The following is a 25,373-nucleotide window of genomic DNA, read 5'->3' on the forward strand; positions in this document are numbered from 1 at the left end:
GCTGCGAGGTTAAGTTGCGGACAGATAACAGGATAATAATCTGATGCCCGGAATTATTCATCAGAATGTCTTAACTAGCGCCTTTATCAGAGCTTCACCATGGCACGCATCAGTAAACAGCAGAGCCACAGGCGCGCTTTCATAAAATTACGTTTTAACACCAGCGCCGCCTTGCCTTTTTCACCGATCGATAAGGTCACATCATCGCCGGGATGCCAGGCAGGCCAGGGAAGTTCTCCGGGCAAGGTATGGGTGAATTCGGTCGCATCACGGGCGAAATTGAGCCAGTATTCGCTGACCGTGCGGGAGAAGGCGTGATCGGCAGCGGTATAAGGAGGCGCGTTCATCACCGGGTCCATATAGCTTAAGGTATTAAACACATAGGGAATTTCGTTGCCGTGCCAGGCGCCGTAAGGATAGAGTTCCTGCGCATTTTGCGCGACATAATCAAACCAGTAACGCCAGCCGGGCATGCCGATATCGTGCTGCGCCTTTACTATCTGCAAGGCCAGCGCGCTAAAAGCCATATCCCGCGCCAGCGCCCTTCCCAGCAGCGCATCATCGTGAATATCGTATAACCCTTTCACCAACTGATAACTGAGGCGCTTTTTCTGCCGCATATCCCTGATAATCTGCGTGGCGTCCACGCCAAAGTAATCCAGCACGCTCGCCTCATCGCTGTTGCTGCCGATCATCAGCGGCAGCCGGTGCTGTTTTCCGGCGCGAAACGTCTCCAGCATTGGCCGTGGCAACACCGCGTCGCCCACGATCGGCACCGGGCCGTTCGCCAGATCGCTTCCCAACCGCCGGAAATCTTGCGCCGGCAGGCGTCTCAGCGCATCCGCGCTGGCCCCGGATAAGCCAAAATGTTCCGCCACCGCCACGCCGGTTTTCAGCGCCTGACTGCGCGGCACGTCCGGCACGCTGTATGCGCTCTGGACGATCCCTTTATGAAACAGCCCCCGGCAAAGCGGCGAACAGCAGAGCGACAGCACGCTGCGCGCGCCGGAGGATTCGCCAAAAAGCGTAACGTTATGCCGATCGCCGCCAAACGCCGGAATATTACGCTGCACCCATTGCAGCGCGGCGATCTGATCGAGTAAGCCGAAATTGTTGATCGGCTCGCCGTCCGGATACTCTGCATCCAGTGCCGGATGGGCAAAAAAGCCAAGATGACCGAGCCGGTAGTTGAGCGTGACCACCACCACGCCGCGCGCGGCCAGCGGTTTGCCGTTGTAAGGCGACAGGCCGCCTGCGCCGATAGTAAAGCCCCCGCCGTGCAGCCAGACCATTACCGGTAAGGGCGATGCAGGCTCCATATCGGGTGTCCAGATATTCAGATAAAGACAATCCTCGCTGAGCGGCCCCGGTTCGCCGCCGCCTGCGGCCACACAATATTCACTGTTCTGCCAGCTGGCTTTACCCCATGCGGTCGCGTCGCGCATTCCTTGCCAGGGCGTGACGGCCTGCGGCGGCCGCCAGCGTAATGCTCCCACAGGCGGGGCGGCATAAGGTATTCCCCTGAAGACAAAGAGGTTATCGTCCATCGTGCCTCTGACTTCGCCTTCAGCTGTCACGATCCTCAGACGTCGTTCGTTTTTCATTGCCTATACCCTGAAAAAGCGTCATTCCATTATTTGTAGGCCTTGAGGTAATGTCCATGTTTCTGAGGCATTTGCAGATTATCCCGAAGTTTTGCCCGCGCTAATGAATAACGTTAGCGAACAAATGACGTATTCACTTTGCCATTTATTTTTTACATTCAGCTTATTAAGCGGGCGAAAAAGGATATTAAAAGATCGAACAAGCGTGAACTGGCCTGAAGCAGAGCGGTTATGATGAGGAATACTGACGCGTAACGCGTGCCAGCCATAAAAAGAAAAAGCCGGTATAACCGGCTTTTTTATGCGAGACCGCAGCGTTGCAGGCTCAGCTGCTGACGCGCTGCGTAGAGCGCCATTTCATCCAGCAGCGGCGCGCCAAGCGCCTTTTCAAAAGCTTCGCGGCTGGCATGACCGGCAGAACGCGCCTGCGTCTGGTCGCCCAGGTTTGACTGAAAAATCCCCGCCGCGCTTACCGGCAGAAAATCTTCGTAGATGATGGGATCGGCTACCACTCTGCCCTGTTCAATCAGCGTTTCCAGGGTCTCACCCGGCTGCGGCGGCTGCCTGCGCCCCTGCTCGCTCAGCCGATAATCAAACCAGGCAAGCTGCTGCTGCCGCAGCTGTTTCTCATCATCGGGAAAGGCGCGAAACTGCTCAGCTAGATGTTGCTGATGCTGCTGATTGTCGCTGCCGCTGCCTGCCAGAGCCAGCAGACGATCGTAGAGCGCACGGCCTTTCGGCGTCAGCGCGACGCCGCGCTGCTCGATTTCGCCAAAGCGCGCCATATGGGTGCCCTGATGCGCATCCTGAAAGCGCACCGGCTCTTCCAGCGCTTTGAAGCTGGTCTGACGCAGCAGAATCGGTACGCGGCGCTGCGGCGGCCCTTCGATGATCGCTTTCGGATCGATGCCGCGCGTTGGCATCAGCGCCTGAACCCGATCGATATCAAGCGTGCGCGGCGTGAGATGATTGATGTGACAGCCAGGGAAACAGACGACGTCGGCAATTAACCGATGCTGCCGGTTCAGCGCCTGATAGGTCTCGCTGTCAACAGTGGTTTCCGCATGCCAGCGAAAGGTTTCCAGCGCTTCGTGAACAAACGCCTGCGCCTGCTCTGCCGTGAAGCCGCCCTGCTGCTGATGGAGCGCAACCAGGGTGCGGCAGCGCGGCGTAAAGATATCGCGCGCCGCCAGTACCTGCTCGGCCTTCTCACGTAATGCGGCATCGTCAATCAATTCCAGCCGCAGCAACGAGGTAAACAGGCGAAACGGATTGCGTCGCAGGGCTTCATCCTCAATCGGCCGAAAGGCGGTGGAGTGCACCGGCACGCCAGCCTGTGAGAGATCGTAATAGCCCACCGGGACCATGCCCATGATGGCGAAAAGCTGGCGCAACATACTGAGTTCGTCTGCCCTGCCGACGCGAATCGCGCCATGGCGCTCCACGCCGAGGCGGTTTAGCTCATCGGCGGCTTCAAGTCGGGCAGCCAACGCGGGGTCGTCTGACAACACCTGCTGATTGACCTCCGCAACCAGCTGCATCAGCGTGCCGTATTGCGGGACTTCCTGCTGGTACATCGTCGACATGGCGCGGGAAAATTCACTGCGGATGTCATCAGCGCTGAGAAAGGTTTCCATGGTTTTCACCGGTCTGTGAGAGCGTTGCAGCTACTGTAGCGCAACGCTCTGACCACAGGAGGAAAAATCTCGGAAATGTGATGGTTGAAACGCTTCTTCAGCGCGACAGAAACCGGTTAAAGCCGAAGCGGCTTTTCAGCAGCAGCATCAGGGTGGTCAGCAGTGCCGGAATCGCCAGCAGCAGAAAAATCAGGCTGAACGACCAGCCAAGGGAAAGCATTTCAGCGCCGACGAAGGCGCTGAGGATCGCTCCAACGCGCCCGACCCCATGCATCCAGCTTGAGCCGGTTGCCCGTGCATGCGTGGGGTAATAGCTGGCGGAAAGCGCATTCATGCCGGTATTGGCGCCGTTGAAACAGAAGCCGCTGCAAAAGGCGACGCTGCTCATAATGCCTACATGCGCCGGAGAAAATCCCAACGTAATAATGGCGATACCGCCGCAAAAGTAGATAAGCGCCAGTGCGCGGTTGGCGTCGAAGCGATCCATCAGCCAGCCGGCAAACAGCGAGCCAAGCGTGCCGCCCGCCTGATACATGGCGGTAATGATGGCGGCCTCCGTGACCGACATGCCCAGCGTGCTGATCAGCGAAGGCAGCCAGCTGCCGATCAGATAAACCAGGAATAGCCCCATAAAATAGCCGCCCCACAGCATCAGGCTGCCGAACAGATAGTGGCATGACAGCACGGTGCTCACTGCGCCGCCGCCGCCCGGCGCAACATCGGCAAAAAGAAAGCGGGTATCCGGTCGGGTGGCACCGGGCAGCATACGCTCCAGAATGGCATGAATGCGCGCGGCGGAAGCACGTCGACTCACCAGAAATCGAACCGACTCCGGCAGGCCGCGCAGCAGAAACGGCAGCACCAGCAGCGGCAGGACGCCGCCCAGCACCATCACCGCATGCCAGTTATAGCGCGGCAGCAGCCAGGAGGCGGCGAAACCGCCGCTCGCTGCCCCGAAGGTAAAACCGCAAAACACCACGGTGATAATAAAGGAGCGCCGCCGTTCCGGCGCATACTCAGCCACCAGAGTGCCGACATTCGGCATCGCCGCGCCAAGTCCCAGCCCGGTTAAAAAGCGGAACAGCATCATCTGCTCAACGTTTTGCGCCAGCGCGGTGGCCAGCGTCCAGAGGCCAAAGAAGAAAACGCTGAGGATAATCAATAACCTGCGACCGTATCGATCGGCAAGCGGCCCCGCCACCATGGCGCCCAGCGCCAGCCCGATAAGCGCAGCGCTGATCACAACGCCCAACTGATGATTACTGACGCCCCAGGCGGCCTTTAGCGACGGCGCGATAAAGCCCATCAGCGCGATATCCATACCGTCGAGCGCGACGACGATAAAGCAGAGCGCAATCAATTTTTTCTGCCACCGGCTCAGCGCACACTGATTAATTAACTGGCGAACATCCACCGCCTCGACGCTGCTCACTGGGGGAACTCCTTGCTTTTGCATTCAGGCATCAGCCATCAGTTTTGGTAAAAAAAACGGCAGCTATGATAGCTCATCGTTAACAAAATGGCGTGGGATTTTAGATGATAGTGAGAATTATTCAATTTATTGCGATATAAGTGTTTGATATTTCGGAAGCCGATTAGGATGGAGGCGAGGGGCGCGGGAAATATTTTAGTAAATACATTCAGTTATCTTTCCCCGACGATTAAACGGCAATATTGTTAATATAAATTTGCAGCAAAGTTAACAGAATCAGCGTTTGCCGGTTGATTGTCTCCTCACATTCTCACTAAGTTTGAGTCATGGACAAGAATATTATCTTCAATCAGCGCATTCGCTTGCGCCATTTACATACTTTCGTCGCCGTGGCTCAGCAGGGTACGCTGGGCCGTGCGGCAGAAACGCTTAGCCTGAGCCAGCCTGCCCTGTCGAAAACCTTAAACGAACTCGAAGAACTCACAGGAGTACGCCTGTTTGAGCGCGGACGGCTCGGCGCTCAGCTGACCACCATGGGCGAGCATTTTCTTACTCATGCCGTGAAGGTACTTGATGCGCTAAACCATGCGGGTCAGAGTTTTAACGCGCCGGTCAGCGACCGTCCGGTGGTGATTCGCCTTGGCGCGCTCACTACCGCGGCAATGGGGATGTTGCCGCAAATCCTCGATCGCTTTCATAAGCAGCAGCCGAACACCACCGTTCAGGTCGCCACGCTGCACAACAATGTGCTGCTTGCCGGGCTTCGGGCGGGCGAGTTTGATATTGGTATCGGTCGTATGGCCGATAGCGAAATGATGACGGGACTGATTTACGAGCTGCTGTTTCTGGAATCGCTGAAGCTGGTAGTACGACCGGAACATCCCCTCATGAGTGACAACGTCACGCTTTCCCGCGCCATGCAGTGGCCGGTAGTGATTTCACCGGAAGGCACGGCGCCGCGCCGTATCGCGCAGCAGATGCTGGATGAACAGGGTTGCAGCCTGCCGACGCACTGTGTGGAGACCTCATCGACCTCGCTGGCGCGTCAGCTGGCCTTGCGCTATGACTACGTCTGGTTTGTCCCTTCGGGCGCGATCAAGGAGGATTTAGCCCATAACGCGCTCTGCGCCCTGCCGCTTAACTCATCCGGCCCTGGCGAACCGGTGGGGATCATTACCCGTACCGGCGACACCCTCTGTCTGAGCGCAGAGATCCTGATGGCGACCATCCGTAAGTGTCACAGCTAGCGGCTGCGTTTGGCGTGCCGCTCGCGGTTGTCGAGCCGCGCCTTGGCGGTTTTTCGCATGCCGACGTAGAGCGCGCCTGTGCCGCCGTGCTGTTTCTGTGCGACGCAGTAGGTCTGGACATCATCAAACTGCTGTAGCCAGCGCGCCAGATAGCTGCGTACGATATTGGCATGGGACTCGTCACCCCGCCCTTTACCATGAATAATCAGCAAATTACGCATGCTGTCTTTGCGCGCCTGCTGCATGAAGTTAAACAACGCCTGACGACAGGTTTCTACCGGCTGACGCAGCAGGTTGAGGCTGGCATCGAGCGGATATTTGCCCTGGCGCAACTTGTCGAGCACGCCTTGTTGAATGCCATCCGCCTTATACTCCAGCGGCATCGCCAGCGGAATAATATCGAGGTAGCCAAGCGTCAGAGGATTATCCAGCTCATCCTGCCGTTCAGGTTGTCGGGGCGCTTTAGTTGAAGGTGATTTCAGCCAGTGAATGTTGGCACAATCTTTCAGGGGGGTGACATCGTCCATGGCGTCTCGAAAAAGATCTTTATCATCAAGGTTCATGGTAATTTCTCACGCCAGATTCCCGCCCGGACGCGACATGCGCCTCAGGCAGGCAAATTTTAACAAAAGCTTGCTTAAGCGTAACCTCTCAATTCTGTTTTGCCAGCATTAACAGGTCTTCTTTATTTGCCCGGCAGGCTGATAGCCGCAGAGAAAGTTGAGTCGGCACAGTGAGTAAGGCTTGTCCCCTTCCCGGAACGTTTTCTTGCCAGCACGATATTTTCGGCGAAATTTTGCACGCATAAGAGTTTGTCTTAACAAAAAAGGGCTTATTTATGAGTATCCCTGCTTTTTGTATGCCGGTTACTGCTCGGATGAGTTCCATTCAGCGTCAAAAATGTTAAAATTGACCCCAGTCAATAATTGTCGAGTCACTATTATGATCCCGGAAAAACGCAATATTCGTCGCATACAGTCTGGCGGTTGTGCTATTCACTGTCAGGATTGCAGCATCAGTCAGCTCTGTATTCCTTTTACATTGAATGAACATGAGCTGGATCAACTGGACAATATCATTGAACGCAAAAAGCCGATCCAGAAAGGCCAGACGCTGTTTAAAGCGGGCGATGAGCTGAAGTCCCTTTATGCCATCCGCTCCGGGACCATTAAGAGTTACACCATCACCGAACAGGGCGATGAGCAGATTACCGGATTCAACCTTGCCGGTGATTTGATCGGTTTCGACGCCATCGTCAGCGGCAATCATCCCAGCTTTGCCCAGGCGCTGGAGACCGCCATGGTGTGTGAAATTCCTTTCGAAACCCTGGATGATCTCTCCGGTAAAATGCCGGCGCTGCGCCAGCAGATGATGCGGCTGATGAGCGGTGAGATCAAAGGCGACCAGGAGATGATCCTGCTGCTGTCGAAGAAAAATGCAGAAGAGCGTCTGGCCGCCTTTATCTGGAACCTGGCGCGCCGTTTCGGCCAGCGCGGCTTTTCCCAGCGTGAATTTCGTCTTACCATGACGCGCGGCGACATCGGCAACTACCTCGGCCTGACGGTGGAAACCATTAGTCGTCTGCTTGGGCGTTTTCAGAAAAACGGCATGCTGGCGGTGAAAGGGAAATATATCACTATTGAAAATCATGCGTTGCTGGCCGAACTGGCCGGACAGAGCCATCAAGCTGCCTGATACTAAGCCGGGTCAGTAAAAGTTATTTTATTGATCCGGCTAGAACTTTTTCCCTTTTTCCTGCCGATGACTTAGGCTATCTTTAAACCAGACTCGCTTTGGTTTAAGGAGAAATTCCTATGTCCCGTTACCAAAATATCCTGGTCGCCATCGATCCGCAGCAGGATGACCAACCCGCGCTACGACGAGCGGTTTATCTTAATCAACGCATTGGCGGCAAAATTAAAGCTTTCCTGCCGATCTATGACTTCTCTTATGAGATGACTACCCTGCTTTCTCCCGATGAGCGCACCACCATGCGTAAGGGCGTCATCAGCCAGCGCACCGAATGGATCAGAGAACAGGCGCACGCCTACCTGGAGTCAGGCGTGGAAATCGACATCAAAGTCATCTGGCATAACCGGCCCTATGAGGCGATTATCCAGGAAGTGCTGAATCACCAGCACGATTTGGTGCTGAAAATGGCGCATCAGCATGACCGGCTGGAGGCAGTGATTTTTACTCCTACCGACTGGCATCTGCTGCGTAAATGTCCCTGTCCGGTCTGGATGGTGAAAGATCAGCCCTGGCCAGAAGGCGGCAAAGCGGTGGTGGCAGTAAATCTCGCCAGCGAGGAGCCGCATCACGACGCGCTGAACCAGAAGCTGATCCGGGAAACCGCCCTGCTGGCGGAGATGGTCAACCATACCGAGGTCCATCTGGTCGGTGCTTACCCGATTACGCCTATTAATATCGCCATTGAACTGCCCGATTTCGATCCCAGCGTTTACAACGATGCCATTCGCGGCCAGCACCTGGTGGCGATGAAGGCGCTGCGGCAGAAGTTTGGTATTCGAGAAGAGTTTACCCATGTCTCGAAAGGCCTGCCGGAAGAAGTGATCCCGGAGCTGGCCGCCCATCTCGAGGCTGGCGTGGTGGTGCTGGGCACCATTGGCCGTACCGGTATCTCGGCGGCCTTCCTCGGCAATACCGCCGAACAGGTGATCGATCATCTGCGCTGCGATCTGCTGGCGATTAAGCCGGACGATTTCAAATCGCCGATCGAGCTGGAGGAGGAGGAAGATGAGGAAGAGGACGACTAAATTTGTCAGCAAAGAAAAAGGGGCGAATCATTCGCCCCTTATCCTTTACAGCGCTTTCAGAATTCCCTCTACGCTGGCTTTGGCATCGCCAAACAGCATATGGGTATTTTCCTTAAAGAACAGCGGGTTCTGTACTCCGGCATAGCCGGTATTCATTGAACGTTTAAAGACAATCACGTTCTGCGCTTTCCAGACTTCCAGCACCGGCATTCCGGCAATCGGGCTGCGCGGATCTTCCTGCGCCGCCGGGTTAACGGTGTCGTTGGCGCCAATCACCAACACCGTATCGGTATCGCTGAAATCATCGTTGATCTCATCCATCTCCAGCACCACGTCGTATGGCACCTTCGCTTCCGCCAGCAGCACGTTCATGTGCCCCGGCAGACGTCCGGCAACCGGATGGATGCCGAAGCGCACCTTGATGCCGCGCGCGCGCAGCTTTTCTGTGATCTCCGCCACCGGATATTGCGCCTGTGCCACCGCCATGCCATAACCCGGGGTGATTACCACCGATGAGGAGGCTTTCAGCAGCTCAGCCGTCTCTTCCGCCGTGATTTCACGGTGTTCGCCCGCTTGTTCACTGTCGCCGCCGCCGCTGCTGTCGGTGCCGAAGCCGCCAGCAATCACGCTGATAAAGGAGCGGTTCATCGCCTTACACATAATATAAGAGAGAATCGCACCGGACGAGCCTACCAGCGCGCCGGTAACGATCAGCAGGTCGTTGCTGAGCATAAAGCCCGCCGCCGCCGCCGCCCAGCCGGAATAGGAGTTGAGCATCGATACCACCACCGGCATATCCGCCCCGCCAATTGACGCCACCAGATGCCAGCCAAACGCCAGCGCAATCACCGTCATCAGCAACAGCGCGAAGACCTGCGCGCCGCTGCTGTGGGTCTGAACAAACCACATCAGCAGCAGGAAGGAGACCACCAGCGCCAACAGATTAAGCTTATGGCGATGCGGCAGCATCAGCGGTTTTGACGAGATTTTGCCGCGCAGTTTGCCAAAAGCCACAATCGAGCCGGTAAAGGTCACCGCGCCGATAAAAATGCCGATAAAGACTTCGGAAAGATGGATATTTTCCAGCACCGCCGCAAGGCCCGGCGCGTGATCGATGTAGCTGTTGTAGCCCACCAGCACCGCGGCGAGGCCGACAAAGCTGTGCAAAATGGCAACCAGCTCCGGCATTTCGGTCATTTCGACCCGCTTCGCCAGCTGTACGCCGATTGCACCGCCAATCACCATCGCCAGCAGAATCCAGGCGACGTGGCCGGAATCAGGACCGAAGATGGTGGCCAGCAGCGCGATCGCCATGCCGCTCATGCCAAAAATATTGCCCTGCTTTGAGGTCTCATGCTTTGAGAGACCGGCAAGGCTGAAAATAAACAGAATCGCGGCAACAATGTATGCTGCAGTCACTAATCCGCCAGACATGTTGCTACCCCTTAATTCTTACGAAACATTTTCAGCATACGCTGCGTCACGGTGAAGCCACCGAAGATATTGATGCTGGCAATCAGTACGGCAACAAACGCGAGGAAGGTCACCCAGCCGCCGTGTCCCATTTGCAGCACTGCGCCTACCACGATAATGCCGGAAATGGCATTGGTGACGGACATCAAAGGCGTATGCAGCGCATGGCTGACATTCCAGACCACGTAGTAACCCACCACGCAGGCGAGCGCAAACACGGTAAAGTGAGACAAAAACTCGCTCGGCGCCACGTTCGCCAGGCAGGCAAACAGCACGATGGCTAACGCCAGCAGCAGGTATTTGCGCCACGGCTTTGCGGGTTTTTCAGTGGTTTTATTGATCGGCTGTGCGGCGGGCTGAGCCGCTTTTGGCGCAGCGGAAACCTGAATCGGCGGTGCCGGCCAGGTAACGTCGCCCTGACGAATCACCGTGACGCCACGGATCACCACATCGTCAAAGTCGATGGCGATTTCGCCGTTCTTCTCTTTACACAGCAGCTTCAGCAGGTTCACCAGGTTGGTGCCGTAGAGCTGAGAAGATTGCGTCGGCAGGCGGCTCGGCAGATCGGTATAGCCGATGATCTTCACGCCGTTGTCCGTCAGGGTGATCTGGTCAGCTACGGTCAGCTCACAGTTCCCGCCGGTCTGTGCCGCCAGGTCCACAATCACGCTGCCCGGCTTCATACTGGCAACCATCTCAGCGGTGATCAGTTTCGGGGCGGGTTTGCCCGGTATCAGCGCCGTGGTGACGATAATGTCCACCTCTTTGGCCTGCGCGGCAAACAGCGCCATCTCGGCCTTGATAAAGGCTTCCGACATGACTTTGGCGTAGCCGTCGCCGCTGCCCGCTTCCTCTTCAAAGTCCAGCTCGAGGAACTCCGCCCCCATGCTTTGCACCTGCTCTTTTACTTCCGGACGGGTGTCAAAGGCGCGAACGATCGCCCCCAGACTGCCAGCCGCGCCGATGGCGGCCAGACCGGCCACGCCAGCGCCGATCACCATCACTTTCGCCGGCGGCACTTTTCCTGCGGCGGTGATTTGGCCAGTGAAGAAACGGCCAAACTCATGCGCCGCTTCCACAATGGCGCGGTAACCCGCGATGTTGGCCATCGAACTCAGTGCATCCAGTGACTGAGCGCGGGAGATGCGCGGCACGGCATCCATCGCCATCACGTTGATATTGCGCGCCGCCAGTTTCTCCAGCAGCGCCGGGTTTTGCGCAGGCCAGATAAAACAGACCAGCGTGCTGTCGGCGCGCGTCAGCAGAATCTCTTCATCATCAGGCGCATTGACCTTCAGCACGATATCTGAATGCCAGACCTCCTGCGTGTCGCTGAGCGTGGCGCCTGCCGCCACGTAGCTGTCGTCGTCAAAGCTGGCAAGCTTGCCCGCACCATGTTCAACGGTCACACTGAATCCCAGCTTTATCAGCTGCTCGACGGTTTTCGGCGTTGCCGCCACGCGAGATTCATTGGACAACCGCTCTTTGGGTACCCCAATTAACATACTCTTCCCTTTCATCGGTTAATGATGATGGCCTGTAACCCGCATAACGATGCCGCATGTGAAACACTGTTTCACGTGCTTATGAACGAAATGCACATGTATCAAAGTGTTTATAACCTACTGAAAATAAGATTACCGATCCACAGCGATAACTCTCACTTATGACATTCACACAATTATTCAGGCAAAAAAGATAAATGCCCCTATTTGACACTGCATTTTCGTCGCAATAACAAATAATGTTCCGGGCAAAATCGTGTCACGACGAATTAACTATTCCTAAAAACTTTTATTTAACAATACTTTAACGGGATAGCCGTTAAGCGTTACCAGCAAAAGTGGTAACCGGAACAAAAAAAAGCCATAACAGGCTGGTATGACGAAAAGATTATTTTGTTGGTCAACTTGCCGATTTATGTCGCAGAAATTGCCTGAGACAGCATCATTATTACATGCAATAATCAGCGGCTAATCTGTTATACATCAAGAGTCCAGCACGTTTTCGTTCTCATTTTTGCGTAAGGCGAAGGATTATTTTTATGAAGCTGAAGATCACCATTCTGGCGTCTGCCTTGTTATCCCTGCTGACGGCGAACGCGTTTGCTGCTCAGGAGCTGACGCCGGAAAAAGCGGCCGCGTTGAAGCCATTCGAACGTATTAATATTACCGGTCGCTTCAATGCTATCGGCGATGCAGCAGATGCCGTCTCTAAGCGCGCGGACGAGCTGGGCGCAGCGGCTTACTATATTCAGGGTATCAATGACAGTAACGGCAACAGCGGCAACTGGCGCGTCACGGCCGATCTTTATCATGAAGATGCGCCGAAAGCGGTGCCGGATACGACCCTACGCAGCTTTAACGGCGTAAAAGAGCTGCCAAAAGCGGAAGCCTATCGCCTGGAGCCTTTCGATACGGTATCGGTCAGCGGCTTTTTTGCCAGTCAGCCTGATGTGAATGAAGCGATATCCAAAGCGGCGAAGGAGAAAGGCGCGGCCTCTTTCTTTATTGTGCGTCAGATTGACGCCAACAACGGCGGCAATCAGTACGTGACCGCCTATGTATATAAAGCTGACGCTAAAGAGCGCAAGGTGCAGAGCCCGAACGCCATTCCGGCCAACTCTGAAGCAGGCAAAGCGGCGCTGGCTACGGGCGGCGCTGCCGCGAAGCAGGTAGAGATCCCCGGCGTCGCCTCATCAGAAACGCCGAGCAGCAATGTGGGTCGTTTCTTCGAAACGCAATCTTCTACCGGACAACGTTACACTGTCACGCTGCCGAACGGTCAGTCGGTGCAGGAAGTAAACGCCATCACCGCCGCGCAGATGCAACCGTTTGATACCGTGACCTTTACCGGTCACTTCGGGACGCCGACGGAAATCTCTGAAGAAGTGGCGAAACGCGCTGCGACGAAAGGCGCGAAGTTCTACCACGTCACGCGTCAGTGGCAGAACCAGAGCGGCGGCAACCTGACGGTTACTGCGGATCTGTTCAAATAAGTTGCCAGAGGGCGGCGCCCGTCGCCCTCGTTTTTGCATAATTCCTGCCTGCTTTTGCATAGTCACGCATTGCCATCCTGCGCCTCACTCCGTAAAATCTGCCGCCTGTTTTCAGGGCATTCCGTTTAATTTAACACGAACAATCGCGCTAAAATTCGACGGTCAGAAAATTAACCAGCAAGTTATGCTGTTAGAGGATGGCGTTTTGGAGAAAAAATTAGGCCTCAGTGCGCTGACCGCACTGGTACTCAGTTCGATGCTGGGCGCAGGCGTGTTCAGCTTGCCGCAAAACATGGCGGCGGTGGCTGGCCCGGCAGCGCTGTTGGTTGGCTGGTTGATTACCGGGGTGGGTATCCTGTTTCTCTCACTGGCGATGCTGCTGCTGACACGTCTGAAACCTGAGCTCGATGGCGGCATCTTTACCTATGCGCGCGCGGGTTTCGGCGAGCTGATGGGATTCTGCTCCGCCTGGGGTTACTGGCTCTGCGCCGTCATCGCTAACGTCTCTTATCTGGTGATCGTCTTTTCAGCGTTGAGCTTTTTTACCGATACGCCCGATCATGTGGTGTTCGGCGATGGCAATACCTGGCAGGCGATGCTCGGCGCTTCCGTTCTGCTCTGGCTGGTGCACTGGCTGGTGCTGCGCGGCGTGCAGACCGCTGCCGCGATCAACATGCTCGCCACCCTGGGCAAGCTGGTTCCGCTGGTGCTGTTTATTGTGCTGGCGGTGGCCGCTTTTAATCTGGATCGTTTCCGCTTCGACTTCAGCGGCCTGACGCTCGGCGTGCCGCTCTGGGAACAGGTGAAGCAGACGATGCTGATCACCCTGTGGGTGTTTATCGGCGTGGAAGGCGCGGTGGTGGTCTCCGCGCGGGCGCGTCAGAAAAAAGATGTGGGCCGCGCCACGCTGCTGGCGGTGCTGGCGGCGCTGACGGTCTACCTGCTGGTGACCCTGCTTTCGCTGGGCATTGTGCCGCGTGCCGAACTGGCAGAGATGCGCAACCCCTCCATGGCGGGGCTGATGACGCGCCTTATGGGTCACTGGGGCGATGCGGTTATCGCTCTTGGTCTGATTGTTTCGGTTTGCGGCGCCTATCTTAGCTGGACCATCATGGCGGCGGAAGTTCCTTTCCTCGCCGCGCAGCAGGGCGCCTTTCCACGCAGCATTGCCCGGCAAAACCAGCGTAACGCGCCCGCCGCGTCGCTCTGGCTGACCAATGGCAGCGTGCAGGTGTGCCTGATTCTGATTGCTCTGACCCATGCGGACTACAACACGCTGCTTACCATCGCCTCTGAGATGATTCTGGTGCCCTATCTGCTGGTGGGTCTCTATTTGATAAAAGTGGTGCGCGGGCAGAACAAACCGCTGGCGATGCTGACCGGGATCGTTGCCAGCGTCTATGGCCTCTGGCTGCTTTACGCCTCAGGCCCGCTGCATTTGCTGCTTTCGATAGTGTTGTATGCGCCAGGCGTGCTGCTGTTTCTCTACGCACGACGCGGCGGTCGCGCTGACGTTACGTTGTCACATCTGGAACGGGTAGCGATCGTTTTGTTGATAGCGGGATCGCTGCCGGCGCTCTGGCAGTTGACGGCTTAATGAGCGACGCCGGGAATAATGATACACAGCAGGTCGTCCTGCTGTGACAGGTTCAGCGGCTTGTGGTATTCGTTATGAATCGCTTCAAGCTGCTGTTCTGATAAGGGATAAGGTAACTGAATGTCGAAGCGGCCGATGTGCTGCTGTTCCGCCAGCGTAATGAGACGCGCAATATTGATCTCATCACTTACCTGCGTTGAAATGATTTGCAATGCTAATTCTTTCAGGTGCTCATCACTGGCCTGTACACTATGGGCGGATTTACGCGTTACCATGCCGAAAATCGGCATCACGCCGTAAATGGCGTCAACAAAGCTCCAGCGTTTTTTGCAAGATGCGGAAAGAAAATCACTGTAATTGAAGCAGATGCGGTCACTGTATATGGCTGAAGCCAGCTCTTTATCAGACACCCTCATTCTCCCCCTGTTTACCAATACGATTCCGAATCTTGCGCAAAGGCGCAGATGTAATGATGGCACATTTTGCAGTATGGATACCAGTAACGCACGGATATTTAGTGCGGTGGCATAGAGCTAAAGTGCAGGAAAAGTTATGCTGCTGACCACGCTTAACTGTCGTAGTGAATTATGAACAGAATTGTTTTTGTGGAAGATGAGCCGGAAGTAGGCGAACTGATCGCCGCTTATCTCGGACGTCACGATATTGAGGTGATGGTTGAAACCCGCGGCGATCGCGCCGAAGCCGTGATTGCCGCCGTCAAACCTGACCTGGTGATGCTGGATATCATGTTGCCGGGCAAAGATGGCATGACGCTGTGTCGCGATTTACGCGCCAGCTGGCACGGCCCGATTGTGCTGCTTACCTCGCTCGATAGCGACATGAACCATATTCTGGCGCTGGAGATGGGCGCCAACGATTATATTTTGAAAACCACGCCGCCAGCCGTGTTGCTGGCGCGCCTGCGTCTGCATTTACGTCAGGCGCAGCTGGGACAGAGCGAGGAAATCCTGCCAGCGCAAAGCTCGCAAAAGGTATTGCGTTTCGGCTCGCTCACTATTGATACCTTAAATCGCCAGGTCACGCTGTTTGACGAGCAGATCGCCCTTTCCACGGCGGATTTCGATCTGCTGTGGGAGCTGGCGACCCACGCCGGGCAGATTCTGAATCGCGACGCGCTGTTGAAAAACCTGCGCGGCGTCAGCTATGACGGCCTTGACCGCAGTATTGACGTGGCGATCTCACGCCTGCGTAAGAAGCTGCACGACAGCGCTACCGAGCCTTTTCGCATCAAAACCATTCGCAATAAAGGCTATCTGTTTGCGCCACAGGCTTGGGAAACCCGCTCAGCATGAGAAAGCTCTTTATCCAGTTTTATCTGTTGCTGTTTGTCTGTTTTCTGGTGATGACGCTGCTGGTCGGCCTGGTGTACAAATTTACCGCCGAACGTGCCGGTCGCCAGTCGATGAACGATCTGATGGCCAGCTCGCTGTTTCTGATGCGCAGCGAATTGCGCGAGATCCCGCCGCGCGACTGGAACAAAACCATTAAAAGCCTGGATCTCGATCTCTCCTTCGATCTGCAAATCGAGCCGATGAGCAAATATCAGCTTGATGAGAATGACATGCGCCGCCTGCGCGCGGGCGGAATTGTGGCGCTGGACGATAAGTACACCTTTTTGCAGCACATTCCGCGCAGCCACTATGTGCTCTCCGTAGGACCGATCCCTTATCTGTTTTATCTGCATCAGATGCGCCTGCTGGACATCGCCCTGCTCGCTTTTATCGGCATGTCACTGGCGCTGCCGGTGTTTATCTGGATGCGTCCGCACTGGAAAGAGATGCTGCGTCTGGAGAAAGCCGCGCAGCGCTTCGGCCGTGGTGAGCTGGACGTGCGTACCCATTTCGACAGCACCTCCAGCCTGTTCCGCCTCGGCGTCGCCTTTAACCAGATGGCGGACAACATCAACACCCTGGTCGCCAGCAAAAAGCAGCTGATCGACGGCATCGCGCATGAATTACGCACGCCGCTGGTCAGGCTGCGCTACCGGCTGGAGATGAGCGATAACCTGAGCGAAAGCGAGTCGATGGCGCTCAATCGGGATATCGGTCAGCTGGAGAGCCTGATTGAAGAATTACTCACCTACGCCCGGCTGGACCGGCCGCGCGTCGATCTGAACCTGCAACAGGTCGATCTCGCCAGCTGGCTGCGCGAACGCATCGAGGATTTGCGTGCCCTGAATCCACAGGCGGATATCACGCTGGATATTCCGCAGCGGGAAAACCACGGTTTCGCCGATCACCGACTGATGGAGCGCGTGCTGGACAATCTGGCGAATAACGCGTTGCGTTATGCCCAACAGCGGCTGCGTATCAGCCTGTGGTTTGACGGCACGCTGGGCTGTTTGCAGGTGGAAGATGACGGACCGGGTATCCCTGCGGAGGAGCGTGAGCGCGTATTCGAACCCTTTGTGCGCCTCGACCCGAGCCGCGATCGCGCGACCGGCGGCTGCGGCCTCGGCCTGGCGATTGTCCACTCTATCGCTCTGGCGCTGCGCGGCCAGGTCTCGATAGAAAGCAGCCCGCTGGGCGGTGCCAGCGTTCGCTTTTGCTGGCCGGTTGATTTACCCTTGCGGGAGATCCCGTCGCGTTAACATATCAACAAGGAGCCACGCGTGACCTCAGCTTATCAACAGCTTAGCGCTACTTTTTTACGACTCTCCCGTTTTGGTCATCTCTCCGCCATCGCCGGGTGGGATATGCAGACCATGATGCCCGCTGGCGGCAGCCGCGCACGCGGCGAAGCCCTCGCCGAACTCAGCGTGTTGCAGCATGAGATTCTGACCGACAAGCGTGTCGGCACGCTGATCGCGGCGGCGGAGCAGGAGTCGTTAAACGATGTGGAGCAGGCCAACCTGTTCGAAATGCGCCGCGCCTGGCAGCAGGCGTCACTGCTGCCCGCCTCGCTGGTAGAGGCGAAGTCGATTGCCGGATCGCGCTGCGAGCATGCCTGGCGTCAGCAGCGTCCGGCCAATGACTGGCAGGGTTTCGCCACTAATTTAAAAGAGGTGGTGGCGCTGAGCCGCGAAGAGGCGCGTCTGCGGGCCGAGGCAAGCGGCAGCTCGCGTTACGACGCGCTGCTGGATCTCTATGAGCCGGGCATGACCAGCGCCCGGCTGGACAGCATTTTCGGCGATCTGAAGAGCTGGCTGCCGGAGCTGCTGCAAAAGGTGGTGACAAAACAGGCCGGACAGCCGTTATCGTCGCCGGTCGGCCCCTTTGCCGTAGAGTCGCAGCGCCAGCTGGGCTTAAGCCTGATGAAGCTGCTGGGGTTTGATTTCAACCATGGTCGGCTGGACATCAGCGCACATCCCTTCTGCGGCGGCGTACCGGAAGATGTGCGCATCACCACGCGCTATAACCAGAACGAATTCCTCAGCGCTATGATGGGTGTTATCCACGAAACCGGGCACGCGCGCTATGAGCAGAATCTGCCTCAGCAATGGGCAGGCCAGCCGGTCGCGCAGGCGCGCTCGGTTGCGGTACACGAATCGCAAAGCCTGTTTATGGAGATGCAGCTGGGACGCAGCCGCGAATTTTTGCAGCACATCCTGCCGCAGGTGACAGCGGAGATGGGCGATCAGCCCGCCCTGCAGAGCGACAATTTTATTCGTTTGACGCAGCGCGTGAAGCCGGGGTTAATTCGCGTTGATGCCGATGAGGTGAGCTATCCTGCGCATGTGATGCTGCGTTATGAAATTGAACGCCTGTTGATTGAGGGCGAGATCGATGTAGAGGATATTCCTGCGCTGTGGGATGAGAAAATGCAGGGCTACCTCGGACTGGATACGCGCGGCAACTACCGTGACGGCTGTATGCAGGATATTCACTGGACCGATGGCGCATTCGGCTATTTTCCCACCTATACCCTGGGCGCGATGTATGCCGCGCAGCTGTTTCAGTCGCTGAAACGCGCTCTGCCTCAAATCAATCAGCAGATCCTGCAGGGCGATTTGCAGCCTGCGTTTGACTGGATGCAGCAAAATATCTGGCAGCACGGCAGCCGCTTCTCAACCGATCAGCTTTTCCAACATGCCACCGGCGAAGCCCTGAATCCGCAGTGGTTCCGCCAGCATCTGGAGCAACGTTACCTGGCCGATTGATTCGCCTCACGGCGGCGATTTTCGCCGCCGTTATTCCTCTTCCCGCCTCCTTGTACAATCCGTTACACGCCGATACCAAACACTGACGGAAAGCGAACGCTGTTTTCCCTATAGTGCTTTCACCGGCCCCGCAGTGGGCTAATACATGAAAATAGTCCGAGGAATTTGCAATGAAAAAATTATTTGCACTGGTGATCGCCGCTGCTATGGGTCTCTCTTCCGTCGCTTTCGCAGCTGAAACGACTGCGGCTCCGGCAACCACCGCGACCACCACTACCGCAGCACCGGCTAAAGCTACGCACAAAACCATGCATAAACACAAGAAAGCTGCCGCTCAGAAAGCGCAGGCTGCTAAAAAGCATGTGAAAAAAACCGCTAAAAAACCGGCTGCGCAGAAAGCTCAGGCCGCTAAAAAGCACCACAAAAAAGCCACCAAACCGGCTGCGGCTCAGAAAGCCCAGGCTGCTAAAAAGCACCACAAAAAAGTAACCAAACCGGCTGCAACTCAGAAAGCCCAGGCAGCAAAAAAACACCACAAAAAAGTGGTTAAGCCTGCCGCCAAATAAGGCTCGCCCGCGCGCCTGATTATGCCTTACTGAATAAATACACCCGGTTCTGCCGGGTGTTTGTTTACTGGAGTCGCGAAGAATGGTGCGTCGCTATCGCTTCGAAATAATCCTTCTTGTGATGATCATTTGCGGCATCGTTGCGGTTTGCTTTTTTGTTTAGTCGTTGTAGCGTGCTGATTATTCCAATAAATCTCCCTTTTTTACCGCTCACCGACTATAGTTATTGCTCAAGCGTGATGACGACAACTTCTATTTATTCTCGCTACTGAGAGAACTATGCGCCTGGCTATCTTGTTATTTGTTGGTTTATTCAGTTTCACTGCTGCCGTCCATGCTGATGATGATGATGAGGCGCCCAATCCCGACGAGATCAAGACGCTATTCTTTGGTAAGGATCACCGCCAGGCCATCTCTGACGTGACTGCCGCGCCCTGGGACGCCATTGGCCAGTTGGAAACGGAAAGCGGCAATCTCTGTACCGCTACCCTTATCTCGGCGCATCTGGCGCTTACCGCCGGACACTGCCTGCTGACGCCGCCCGGAAACTTCGACAAGCCGGTCGCCCTGCGTTTTATGGCTGGCAGCAAAGGCTGGCGCTATGAAATTCATGATATCGACGCGCGCGTCGAGCCGGCGCTGGTCGGTAAACTCAAGGCTGATGGTGAAGGCTGGATTGTGCCTTCCGATGCCGCGCCCTTCGATTATGGTCTGGTGATCCTGCATAACCCCCCTTCAGGGATCACGCCGATCCCGCTTTTTGACGGCTCGCGCGGCGATCTGACCGCGGCGCTGAAAGCAAGCGGACGCAAGGTCACCCAGGCGGGTTACCCGGAAGATCATCTCGACACGCTCTATTCGCACAGTGACTGTCTGGTGACTGGCTGGGCACAGCGTGCGGTGCTGTCGCATCAGTGCGATACGCTGCCTGGCGACAGCGGTTCGCCGCTGCTGTTGCAAAGCGACAATGGCTGGCGGCTGATTGCGGTGCAAAGCTCCGCGCCAGCGGCCAAAGATCGTTATCTGGCGGATAACCGTGCCATTGCCGTAACCTCTTTCCGCAACAAACTGGAAGATCTGGCGCTCTGACAAGAGAGAGGATGTAAAAAAGGCAGCCTGCGATGGCTGCCTTTTTGTTATGCCGCGACCTGCTCCATCGCCTGCAAAATACGCTTATCGGAAATGGGATAAGGCGTACCCAGCTGCTGGGCGAAATAGCTGATGCGCAGCTCCTCCAGCATCCAGCGAATCGCCTGCACCTCTTCATCATCCTGACGCTGCGGCGGCAGCTTGTTGCGCCAGCTCTGCCACGCCTGCTCTACCGCCTGCACCTTCAGCATACGCGCGCGATCGCTGTGCGGATCGGCCGGCAGTTTTTCCAGACGCCGCTCGATGCCCTGCAAATAGCGCAGCGTATCCCCCAGCCGCTTCCAGCCGTTGGCGGTAACAAAGCCGCGATAAACCAGCCCGCTCATCTGCGCTTTGATGTCAGAAAGTGCCAGCGCCATGGTCATATCGACGCGTCCTTTCAGCCGCTTGTTGATGTTGAACACCGTGGTGAGAATCTGCTCAACCTGTTTGGCGATCTCCACCACCGTCTCGTTCAGCTCGGCGCGCACTTTTTCCCGCAGCTGTTCAAAGCTTTCTTCACGCCACGCCGGGCCGCCCGCTTCGCTCATCAGCTTATCAATGCCGCAGGCGATGCAGTCGTCAATCAGCTCCAGCACCTTGCCGTAAGGGTTAAAATAGAGACCGAGCTTGGCCTTGTTCGGCAGCTTTTCGTGCAGATACTTCACCGGCGACGAAATATTCAGCAGCAGCAGACGGCGCTGTCCGCGCCACATCATCTTTTGCTGCTCATGCTCGCTGTCAAACAGGCGAATCGCCACGCTATCCTTTTCGTCCACCAGCGCGGGCCAGGCTTTGACCTGATAGTTACCGCGCTTCTGCTCGTAGCTTTGCGGCAGGTCGCCAAAGCTCCAGATATGCAATCCGCTCTGCTCCAGCCCGTCGTCCGCCACTTTCGACAGCGTCTCCTGCACTTTGCCTTTCAGCTGCGCCTTCAGCGCCGTGAGGTCTTTCCCCTCCTGCAGCTTACGGTTGTGCTCATCCAGCACGCGGAAGGTCATTTTCAGATGATCGGGCACCTGTTCCCACTGCCAGGCGTCGCGCTCGATGGTGACGCCGGTCATACGGCGGAACTCGCGCTCCATGGCGTCCAGCAGCGGCATCTCCAGCGCCGTGACGCGTCCGAGGAAAGCTTCGGCATAGTTGGGCGCAGGCACCAGATGGCGGCGTAGCGGTTTCGGCAATGATTTGATCAGCGCGATAATCAGCTCACGCCGCACGCCGGGGATCTGCCATTCGAATCCCTGATCCTCTACCTGGTTCAGCAGCGGCAGCGGAATATGCACCGTCACGCCATCGGCGTCGGCACCCGGCTCGAACTGGTAGCTCAAACGCAGCTTAAGGTTGCCCTGATGCCAGAAGTTGGGATAGTCGAGCTGGCTGACCTTCTCTGCGCCCTGTTTGATCAGCATCTGTTTGTCAAAGCTGAGCAGCTCCGGATTTTCCCGGCTCGCCTGTTTCCACCAGCTGTCGAAATGGCGGGCGGAAACCACCTCGTGGCCGATGCGATGATCGTAAAACGCGAACAGCGTCTCATCGTCTACCAGAATATCGCGGCGACGAGATTTGTGCTCCAGATCCTCCACTTCGCTGCGCAGCTTCTGGTTGTTGCGGAAGAAGGCGTGACGCGTCTGCCAGTCGCCCTCCACCAGCGCATGGCGGATAAACAGCTCGCGGCTGAGCGCCGCATCGATGCGGCTGTAATTCACCTTGCGCGCGGCGACAATCGGCAGGCCGTAAAGCGTGACCTTCTCGGTTGCCATTACCGCGCCCTGTGATTTTTCCCAGTGCGGTTCGCTGTAGCTGCGCTTGATCAGGTGCTGCGCCAGCGGCTCGATCCATTCAGGATCGATGCGCGCGGCAATGCGGCCCCAGAGGCGGCTGGTCTCCACCAGTTCGGCCACCATCGTCCACTTGGGCGGTTTCTTAAACAGGCCGGAGCCGGGGAAGATGGAGAAGCGGGTATTGCGCGCGCCGGTGAACTCCTGTTTCTCCGCGTCTTTCTGGCCGATGTGCGACAGCAGGCCGGTCAGCAGCGCGCAGTGAACCTCGCGGAACGCCGCCGGTTCGCTGTTGACCGGTAGACCTAACTCCCGCACTACCTGGCGCAGCTGGGTATAGATATCCTGCCATTCACGCACGCGCAGATAGTTAAGATAATCGCTCTTACACTGGCGGCGGAACTGGTTGCCGGAAAGCGCCTGCTGCTGCTCGCGCAGATAGTTCCAGAGGTTCACAAAGGCGAGGAAATCGGACTCTTTATCGGCGAAGCGGCGATGCTTCTCGTCGGAGGCCTGCTGCTTCTCTACCGGTCGCTCGCGCGGATCCTGAATCGACAGCGCAGCGGTAATAATCATTACCTCGCGCACGCAGCCGAATTTCTGCGCCTCCAGCACCATGCGCGCCAGACGCGGGTCCACCGGCAACTGCGCCAGCTGACGGCCCGAGGGGGTGAGTTTGTAGTGATTGTCGTCGCTGAGCGTAATCGCGCCCAGCTCTTCCAGCAGGCGTACCCCGTCCTGAATGTTGCGCTTATCCGGCGCCTCGACAAAGGGAAAGGCGGCAATATCGCCCAGGCCAAGGGCGGTCATCTGCAAAATCACCGAGGCGAGATTGGTGCGTAAAATCTCCGGATCGGTAAAGGCCGGGCGGCTGAGAAAATCGTCTTCAGAGTAAAGGCGAATACAAATACCTTCTGAGACGCGTCCGCAACGTCCTTTACGCTGGTTCGCCGACGCCTGGGAAATCGGCTCGATTGGCAGGCGCTGTACCTTGGTGCGGTAGCTGTAGCGGCTGATGCGCGCCGTGCCGGGATCGATAACATATTTAATCCCCGGCACCGTCAGTGAGGTTTCCGCCACGTTGGTGGCGAGCACGATACGCCGTCCGCTGTGCGCCTGGAAAACGCGGTTCTGCTCGGCGTTCGAGAGGCGCGCAAACAGCGGCAGAATTTCGGTATGCGGCAGGTCGCGCTTCATCAGCGCATCGGCGGTGTCACGGATTTCCCGCTCGCCGCTCATGAAGATCAGGATATCGCCGCGGCTCTCCTCGCCCAGCTCATCCACCGCATCGAAAATGGCCTGGAGCTGATCGCGGTCGGTATCCTCCGCCTCTTCCACCATCGGGCGATAGCGCACTTCAACCGGATAAGTGCGGCCAGAGACTTCAATCACCGGGGCATTGTGGAAATGACGTGAAAAGCGCTGCGGATCGATGGTCGCTGAAGTAATGATCACCTTGAGGTCGGGACGACGCGGCAGCAGCTCACGCAGATAGCCCAGCAGAAAATCGATGTTAAGGCTGCGCTCGTGCGCTTCATCGATGATGATAGTGTCGTACTGCAACAGCAATCGATCCTGCTGGATTTCCGCCAGCAGAATGCCGTCGGTCATCAGCTTCACCTGCGTGGTATCGCTGACCTGATCGTTAAAACGCACCTTATAGCCAATGGTGCCGCCGAGCGAGGTGTCCAGTTCATCCGCAATGCGGTTCGCCACGGTGCGCGCCGCAAGACGACGCGGCTGGGTATGGCCAATTAATCCTTTTACCCCGCGTCCCAGCGCGAGGCAGATTTTCGGCAGCTGGGTGGTTTTACCCGAGCCGGTTTCACCCGCGACGATGACAACCTGATGATCGCGAATGGCGTCGGCAATATCCTGCTGCTTTTGGCTGACCGGCAGGTTTTCCGGGAAGCTGATGCGCGGCGTGGCGGCGGCGCGTTGCGCCACGCGCTGTTCCGCCTGCGCGATCTCCAGCTCCAGCTCAGCGGCGATCCCCTGCTGCGCCGTGGGATTTTTGACTTTTCCCGCCCCCTGCAGACGACGCTGCAATCGCTGGCGGTCGCGCAGCATCAGGTGATCCAACCGTGGCCAGAGCGTATTAAGAGGCGATGAGACCTGTGATGACATAATAAAGACATACCTTATCTGCCAGCGCAGCCCGTAACGACTGCTGCCGGTCGGCCGGACTAACCGGCTGATTCGAAGAGTTAATTGCGCGCATCATAGCATATTTCGTCCGGGTCCGGCGCCGTTATGCCCTGGTGCTTATTCAATAAATTCGAACATTGTTCTCGAAATATTGCGCTTTCCCCTGCCCGCTAAAGCCCTTAAAGTGTAACCCATTGAGCGGGAAGCCTTCCGCGTTACAGACAGGAAAAGAGAATGAGCAAAGTATTAGTTCTGAAGTCCAGCATCCTTGCCGGCTATTCCCAGTCCAGCCAGCTGGCTGATTTCTACGTTGAGCAGGCGCGCGCAAAAGGTGACGAAGTAACCGTACGCGATCTGGCTGAGAATCCGATTCCGGTGCTTGATGGTGAACTGGTTGGCGCGCTGCGTCCGTCTGAAACCCCGCTGACCCCACGTCAACAAGAAACGTTGGCGCTGTCTGACGAGCTGATCGCTGAACTGCAGGCGCATGACGTCGTGGTTATGGCGGCACCGATGTACAATTTCAACATCCCGACTCAGCTGAAAAACTATTTCGACCTGATTGCGCGTGCTGGCGTGACTTTCCGCTATACCGAAGCAGGCCCGGAAGGTCTGGTGAAAGGCAAACGCGTGGTAGTGATCACCAGCCGCGGCGGCATTCATAAAGATACGCCTGCTGACCTGCTGACCCCTTACCTGAAACTGTTCCTGGGCTTCCTCGGTTTGACCAACGTGGATTTCGTCTTTGCAGAAGGCATGGCTTACGGTCCGGAAGCGGCCAGCAAAGCAGCGAATGATGCCAAAGAAACCATTAAACAGATTGTTGCTGCTTGATCATTATTTAATTTTTTAGCTACTTCTTGCC

General features: G+C 56.6%; 19 protein-coding genes. 11 read left to right on the forward strand and 8 right to left on the reverse strand.

Annotation, left to right across the window (positions count from 1 at the left end; all coding sequences use genetic code 11):
* Positions 1 to 86: 86 nt before the first annotated feature.
* From ABU178_RS10395 to ABU178_RS10405, 3 genes are all read right to left on the reverse strand, one after another.
* Positions 87 to 1,604: a carboxylesterase/lipase family protein gene (locus ABU178_RS10395; protein ID WP_397214503.1), complete on the reverse strand. Its 1,518-nt coding sequence runs from the start codon at positions 1,602 to 1,604 to the stop codon at positions 87 to 89.
* Positions 1,605 to 1,903: 299 nt separating this feature from the next.
* Positions 1,904 to 3,241: a 2-oxoadipate dioxygenase/decarboxylase HglS gene (gene hglS, locus ABU178_RS10400; RefSeq protein ID WP_397214505.1), complete on the reverse strand. Its 1,338-nt coding sequence runs from the start codon at positions 3,239 to 3,241 to the stop codon at positions 1,904 to 1,906.
* 97 nt (positions 3,242 to 3,338) lie between these two features.
* A complete protein-coding gene (locus ABU178_RS10405; RefSeq protein WP_397214506.1) occupies positions 3,339 to 4,673 on the reverse strand; it encodes an MFS transporter in 1,335 nt (444 codons plus the stop codon).
* A 326-nt stretch (positions 4,674 to 4,999) separates the two neighbouring features.
* Between ABU178_RS10405 and ABU178_RS10410 the strand changes: the two genes are divergently transcribed.
* The gene (locus ABU178_RS10410) at positions 5,000 to 5,920 is read left to right on the forward strand and encodes a LysR substrate-binding domain-containing protein (protein ID WP_397214508.1); all 921 of its coding nucleotides are present in this window, start codon (positions 5,000 to 5,002) and stop codon (positions 5,918 to 5,920) included.
* On the opposite strand, the gene smrA is transcribed toward ABU178_RS10410, so the two are convergent.
* Positions 5,917 to 6,483, reverse strand: coding sequence for a DNA endonuclease SmrA (gene smrA / locus ABU178_RS10415; RefSeq protein ID WP_397214510.1), 567 nt, complete (start codon positions 6,481 to 6,483; stop codon positions 5,917 to 5,919). The genes ABU178_RS10410 and smrA overlap by 4 nt on opposite strands.
* Positions 6,484 to 6,862: 379 nt before the next feature.
* Here smrA and ABU178_RS10420 point away from each other — a divergent pair, with 379 nt between their 5' ends.
* Complete coding sequence (locus ABU178_RS10420; protein ID WP_397214513.1) at positions 6,863 to 7,615, forward strand: FNR family transcription factor; 753 nt, start codon at positions 6,863 to 6,865, stop codon at positions 7,613 to 7,615.
* A 119-nt stretch (positions 7,616 to 7,734) separates the two neighbouring features.
* The gene (gene uspE, locus ABU178_RS10425; protein ID WP_397214515.1) at positions 7,735 to 8,697 is read left to right on the forward strand and encodes a universal stress protein UspE; all 963 of its coding nucleotides are present in this window, start codon (positions 7,735 to 7,737) and stop codon (positions 8,695 to 8,697) included.
* Positions 8,698 to 8,742: 45 nt separating this feature from the next.
* On the opposite strand, the gene pntB is transcribed toward uspE, so the two are convergent.
* Positions 8,743 to 10,131 carry a Re/Si-specific NAD(P)(+) transhydrogenase subunit beta gene (gene pntB, locus ABU178_RS10430; RefSeq protein ID WP_397214517.1) on the reverse strand — a complete coding sequence of 463 codons (1,389 nt, stop codon included), beginning with the start codon at positions 10,129 to 10,131 and terminating at the stop codon, positions 8,743 to 8,745.
* A gap of 11 nt (positions 10,132 to 10,142) precedes the next feature.
* A complete protein-coding gene (gene pntA / locus ABU178_RS10435) occupies positions 10,143 to 11,675 on the reverse strand; it encodes a Re/Si-specific NAD(P)(+) transhydrogenase subunit alpha (protein ID WP_397214519.1) in 1,533 nt (510 codons plus the stop codon).
* A gap of 539 nt (positions 11,676 to 12,214) precedes the next feature.
* Between pntA and ydgH the strand changes: the two genes are divergently transcribed.
* Entirely contained in the window at positions 12,215 to 13,168 is a 954-nt protein-coding gene (gene ydgH, locus ABU178_RS10440; RefSeq protein ID WP_397214520.1) for a DUF1471 family protein YdgH, read from the forward strand.
* Between the two features lie 205 nt (positions 13,169 to 13,373).
* On the forward strand, positions 13,374 to 14,765 hold the full coding sequence (locus tag ABU178_RS10445) for a basic amino acid/polyamine antiporter (RefSeq protein WP_397214522.1): 1,392 nt from the start codon (positions 13,374 to 13,376) through the stop codon (positions 14,763 to 14,765).
* On the opposite strand, the gene ABU178_RS10450 is transcribed toward ABU178_RS10445, so the two are convergent.
* Entirely contained in the window at positions 14,762 to 15,175 is a 414-nt protein-coding gene (locus ABU178_RS10450) for a hypothetical protein (RefSeq protein ID WP_397214524.1), read from the reverse strand. The two genes, ABU178_RS10445 and ABU178_RS10450, sit on opposite strands and share 4 nt — an antisense overlap.
* A 177-nt stretch (positions 15,176 to 15,352) precedes the next feature.
* Between ABU178_RS10450 and rstA the strand changes: the two genes are divergently transcribed.
* The 5 genes from rstA to ABU178_RS10475 all read left to right on the forward strand — a co-directional run bounded on the left by rstA (position 15,353) and on the right by ABU178_RS10475 (position 20,540).
* On the forward strand, positions 15,353 to 16,078 hold the full coding sequence (rstA, locus tag ABU178_RS10455; RefSeq protein ID WP_397214525.1) for a two-component system response regulator RstA: 726 nt from the start codon (positions 15,353 to 15,355) through the stop codon (positions 16,076 to 16,078).
* On the forward strand, positions 16,075 to 17,376 hold the full coding sequence (gene rstB, locus ABU178_RS10460) for a two-component system sensor histidine kinase RstB (RefSeq protein ID WP_397214527.1): 1,302 nt from the start codon (positions 16,075 to 16,077) through the stop codon (positions 17,374 to 17,376). The genes rstA and rstB overlap by 4 nt, the downstream gene beginning before the upstream one ends.
* A gap of 21 nt (positions 17,377 to 17,397) precedes the next feature.
* Complete coding sequence (locus tag ABU178_RS10465) at positions 17,398 to 18,885, forward strand: carboxypeptidase M32 (protein WP_397214529.1); 1,488 nt, start codon at positions 17,398 to 17,400, stop codon at positions 18,883 to 18,885.
* Between the two features lie 170 nt (positions 18,886 to 19,055).
* Positions 19,056 to 19,451 (forward strand): acid resistance repetitive basic protein Asr, encoded by a 396-nt coding sequence (asr, locus tag ABU178_RS10470; RefSeq protein ID WP_397214531.1) that lies wholly within the window; start codon positions 19,056 to 19,058, stop codon positions 19,449 to 19,451.
* 279 nt (positions 19,452 to 19,730) lie between these two features.
* Complete coding sequence (locus ABU178_RS10475) at positions 19,731 to 20,540, forward strand: trypsin-like serine peptidase (RefSeq protein WP_397214533.1); 810 nt, start codon at positions 19,731 to 19,733, stop codon at positions 20,538 to 20,540.
* A 47-nt stretch (positions 20,541 to 20,587) separates the two neighbouring features.
* On the opposite strand, the gene hrpA is transcribed toward ABU178_RS10475, so the two are convergent.
* Complete coding sequence (gene hrpA, locus ABU178_RS10480) at positions 20,588 to 24,487, reverse strand: ATP-dependent RNA helicase HrpA (protein ID WP_397214534.1); 3,900 nt, start codon at positions 24,485 to 24,487, stop codon at positions 20,588 to 20,590.
* 255 nt (positions 24,488 to 24,742) lie between these two features.
* Between hrpA and ABU178_RS10485 the strand changes: the two genes are divergently transcribed.
* Positions 24,743 to 25,342, forward strand: coding sequence for an FMN-dependent NADH-azoreductase (locus ABU178_RS10485; RefSeq protein ID WP_397214536.1), 600 nt, complete (start codon positions 24,743 to 24,745; stop codon positions 25,340 to 25,342).
* Positions 25,343 to 25,373: the final 31 nt, after the last annotated feature.

The sequence above is a fragment of the Pantoea osteomyelitidis genome, from assembly GCF_044342975.1.
Lineage (GTDB): Bacteria > Pseudomonadota > Gammaproteobacteria > Enterobacterales > Enterobacteriaceae > Pantoea > Pantoea osteomyelitidis.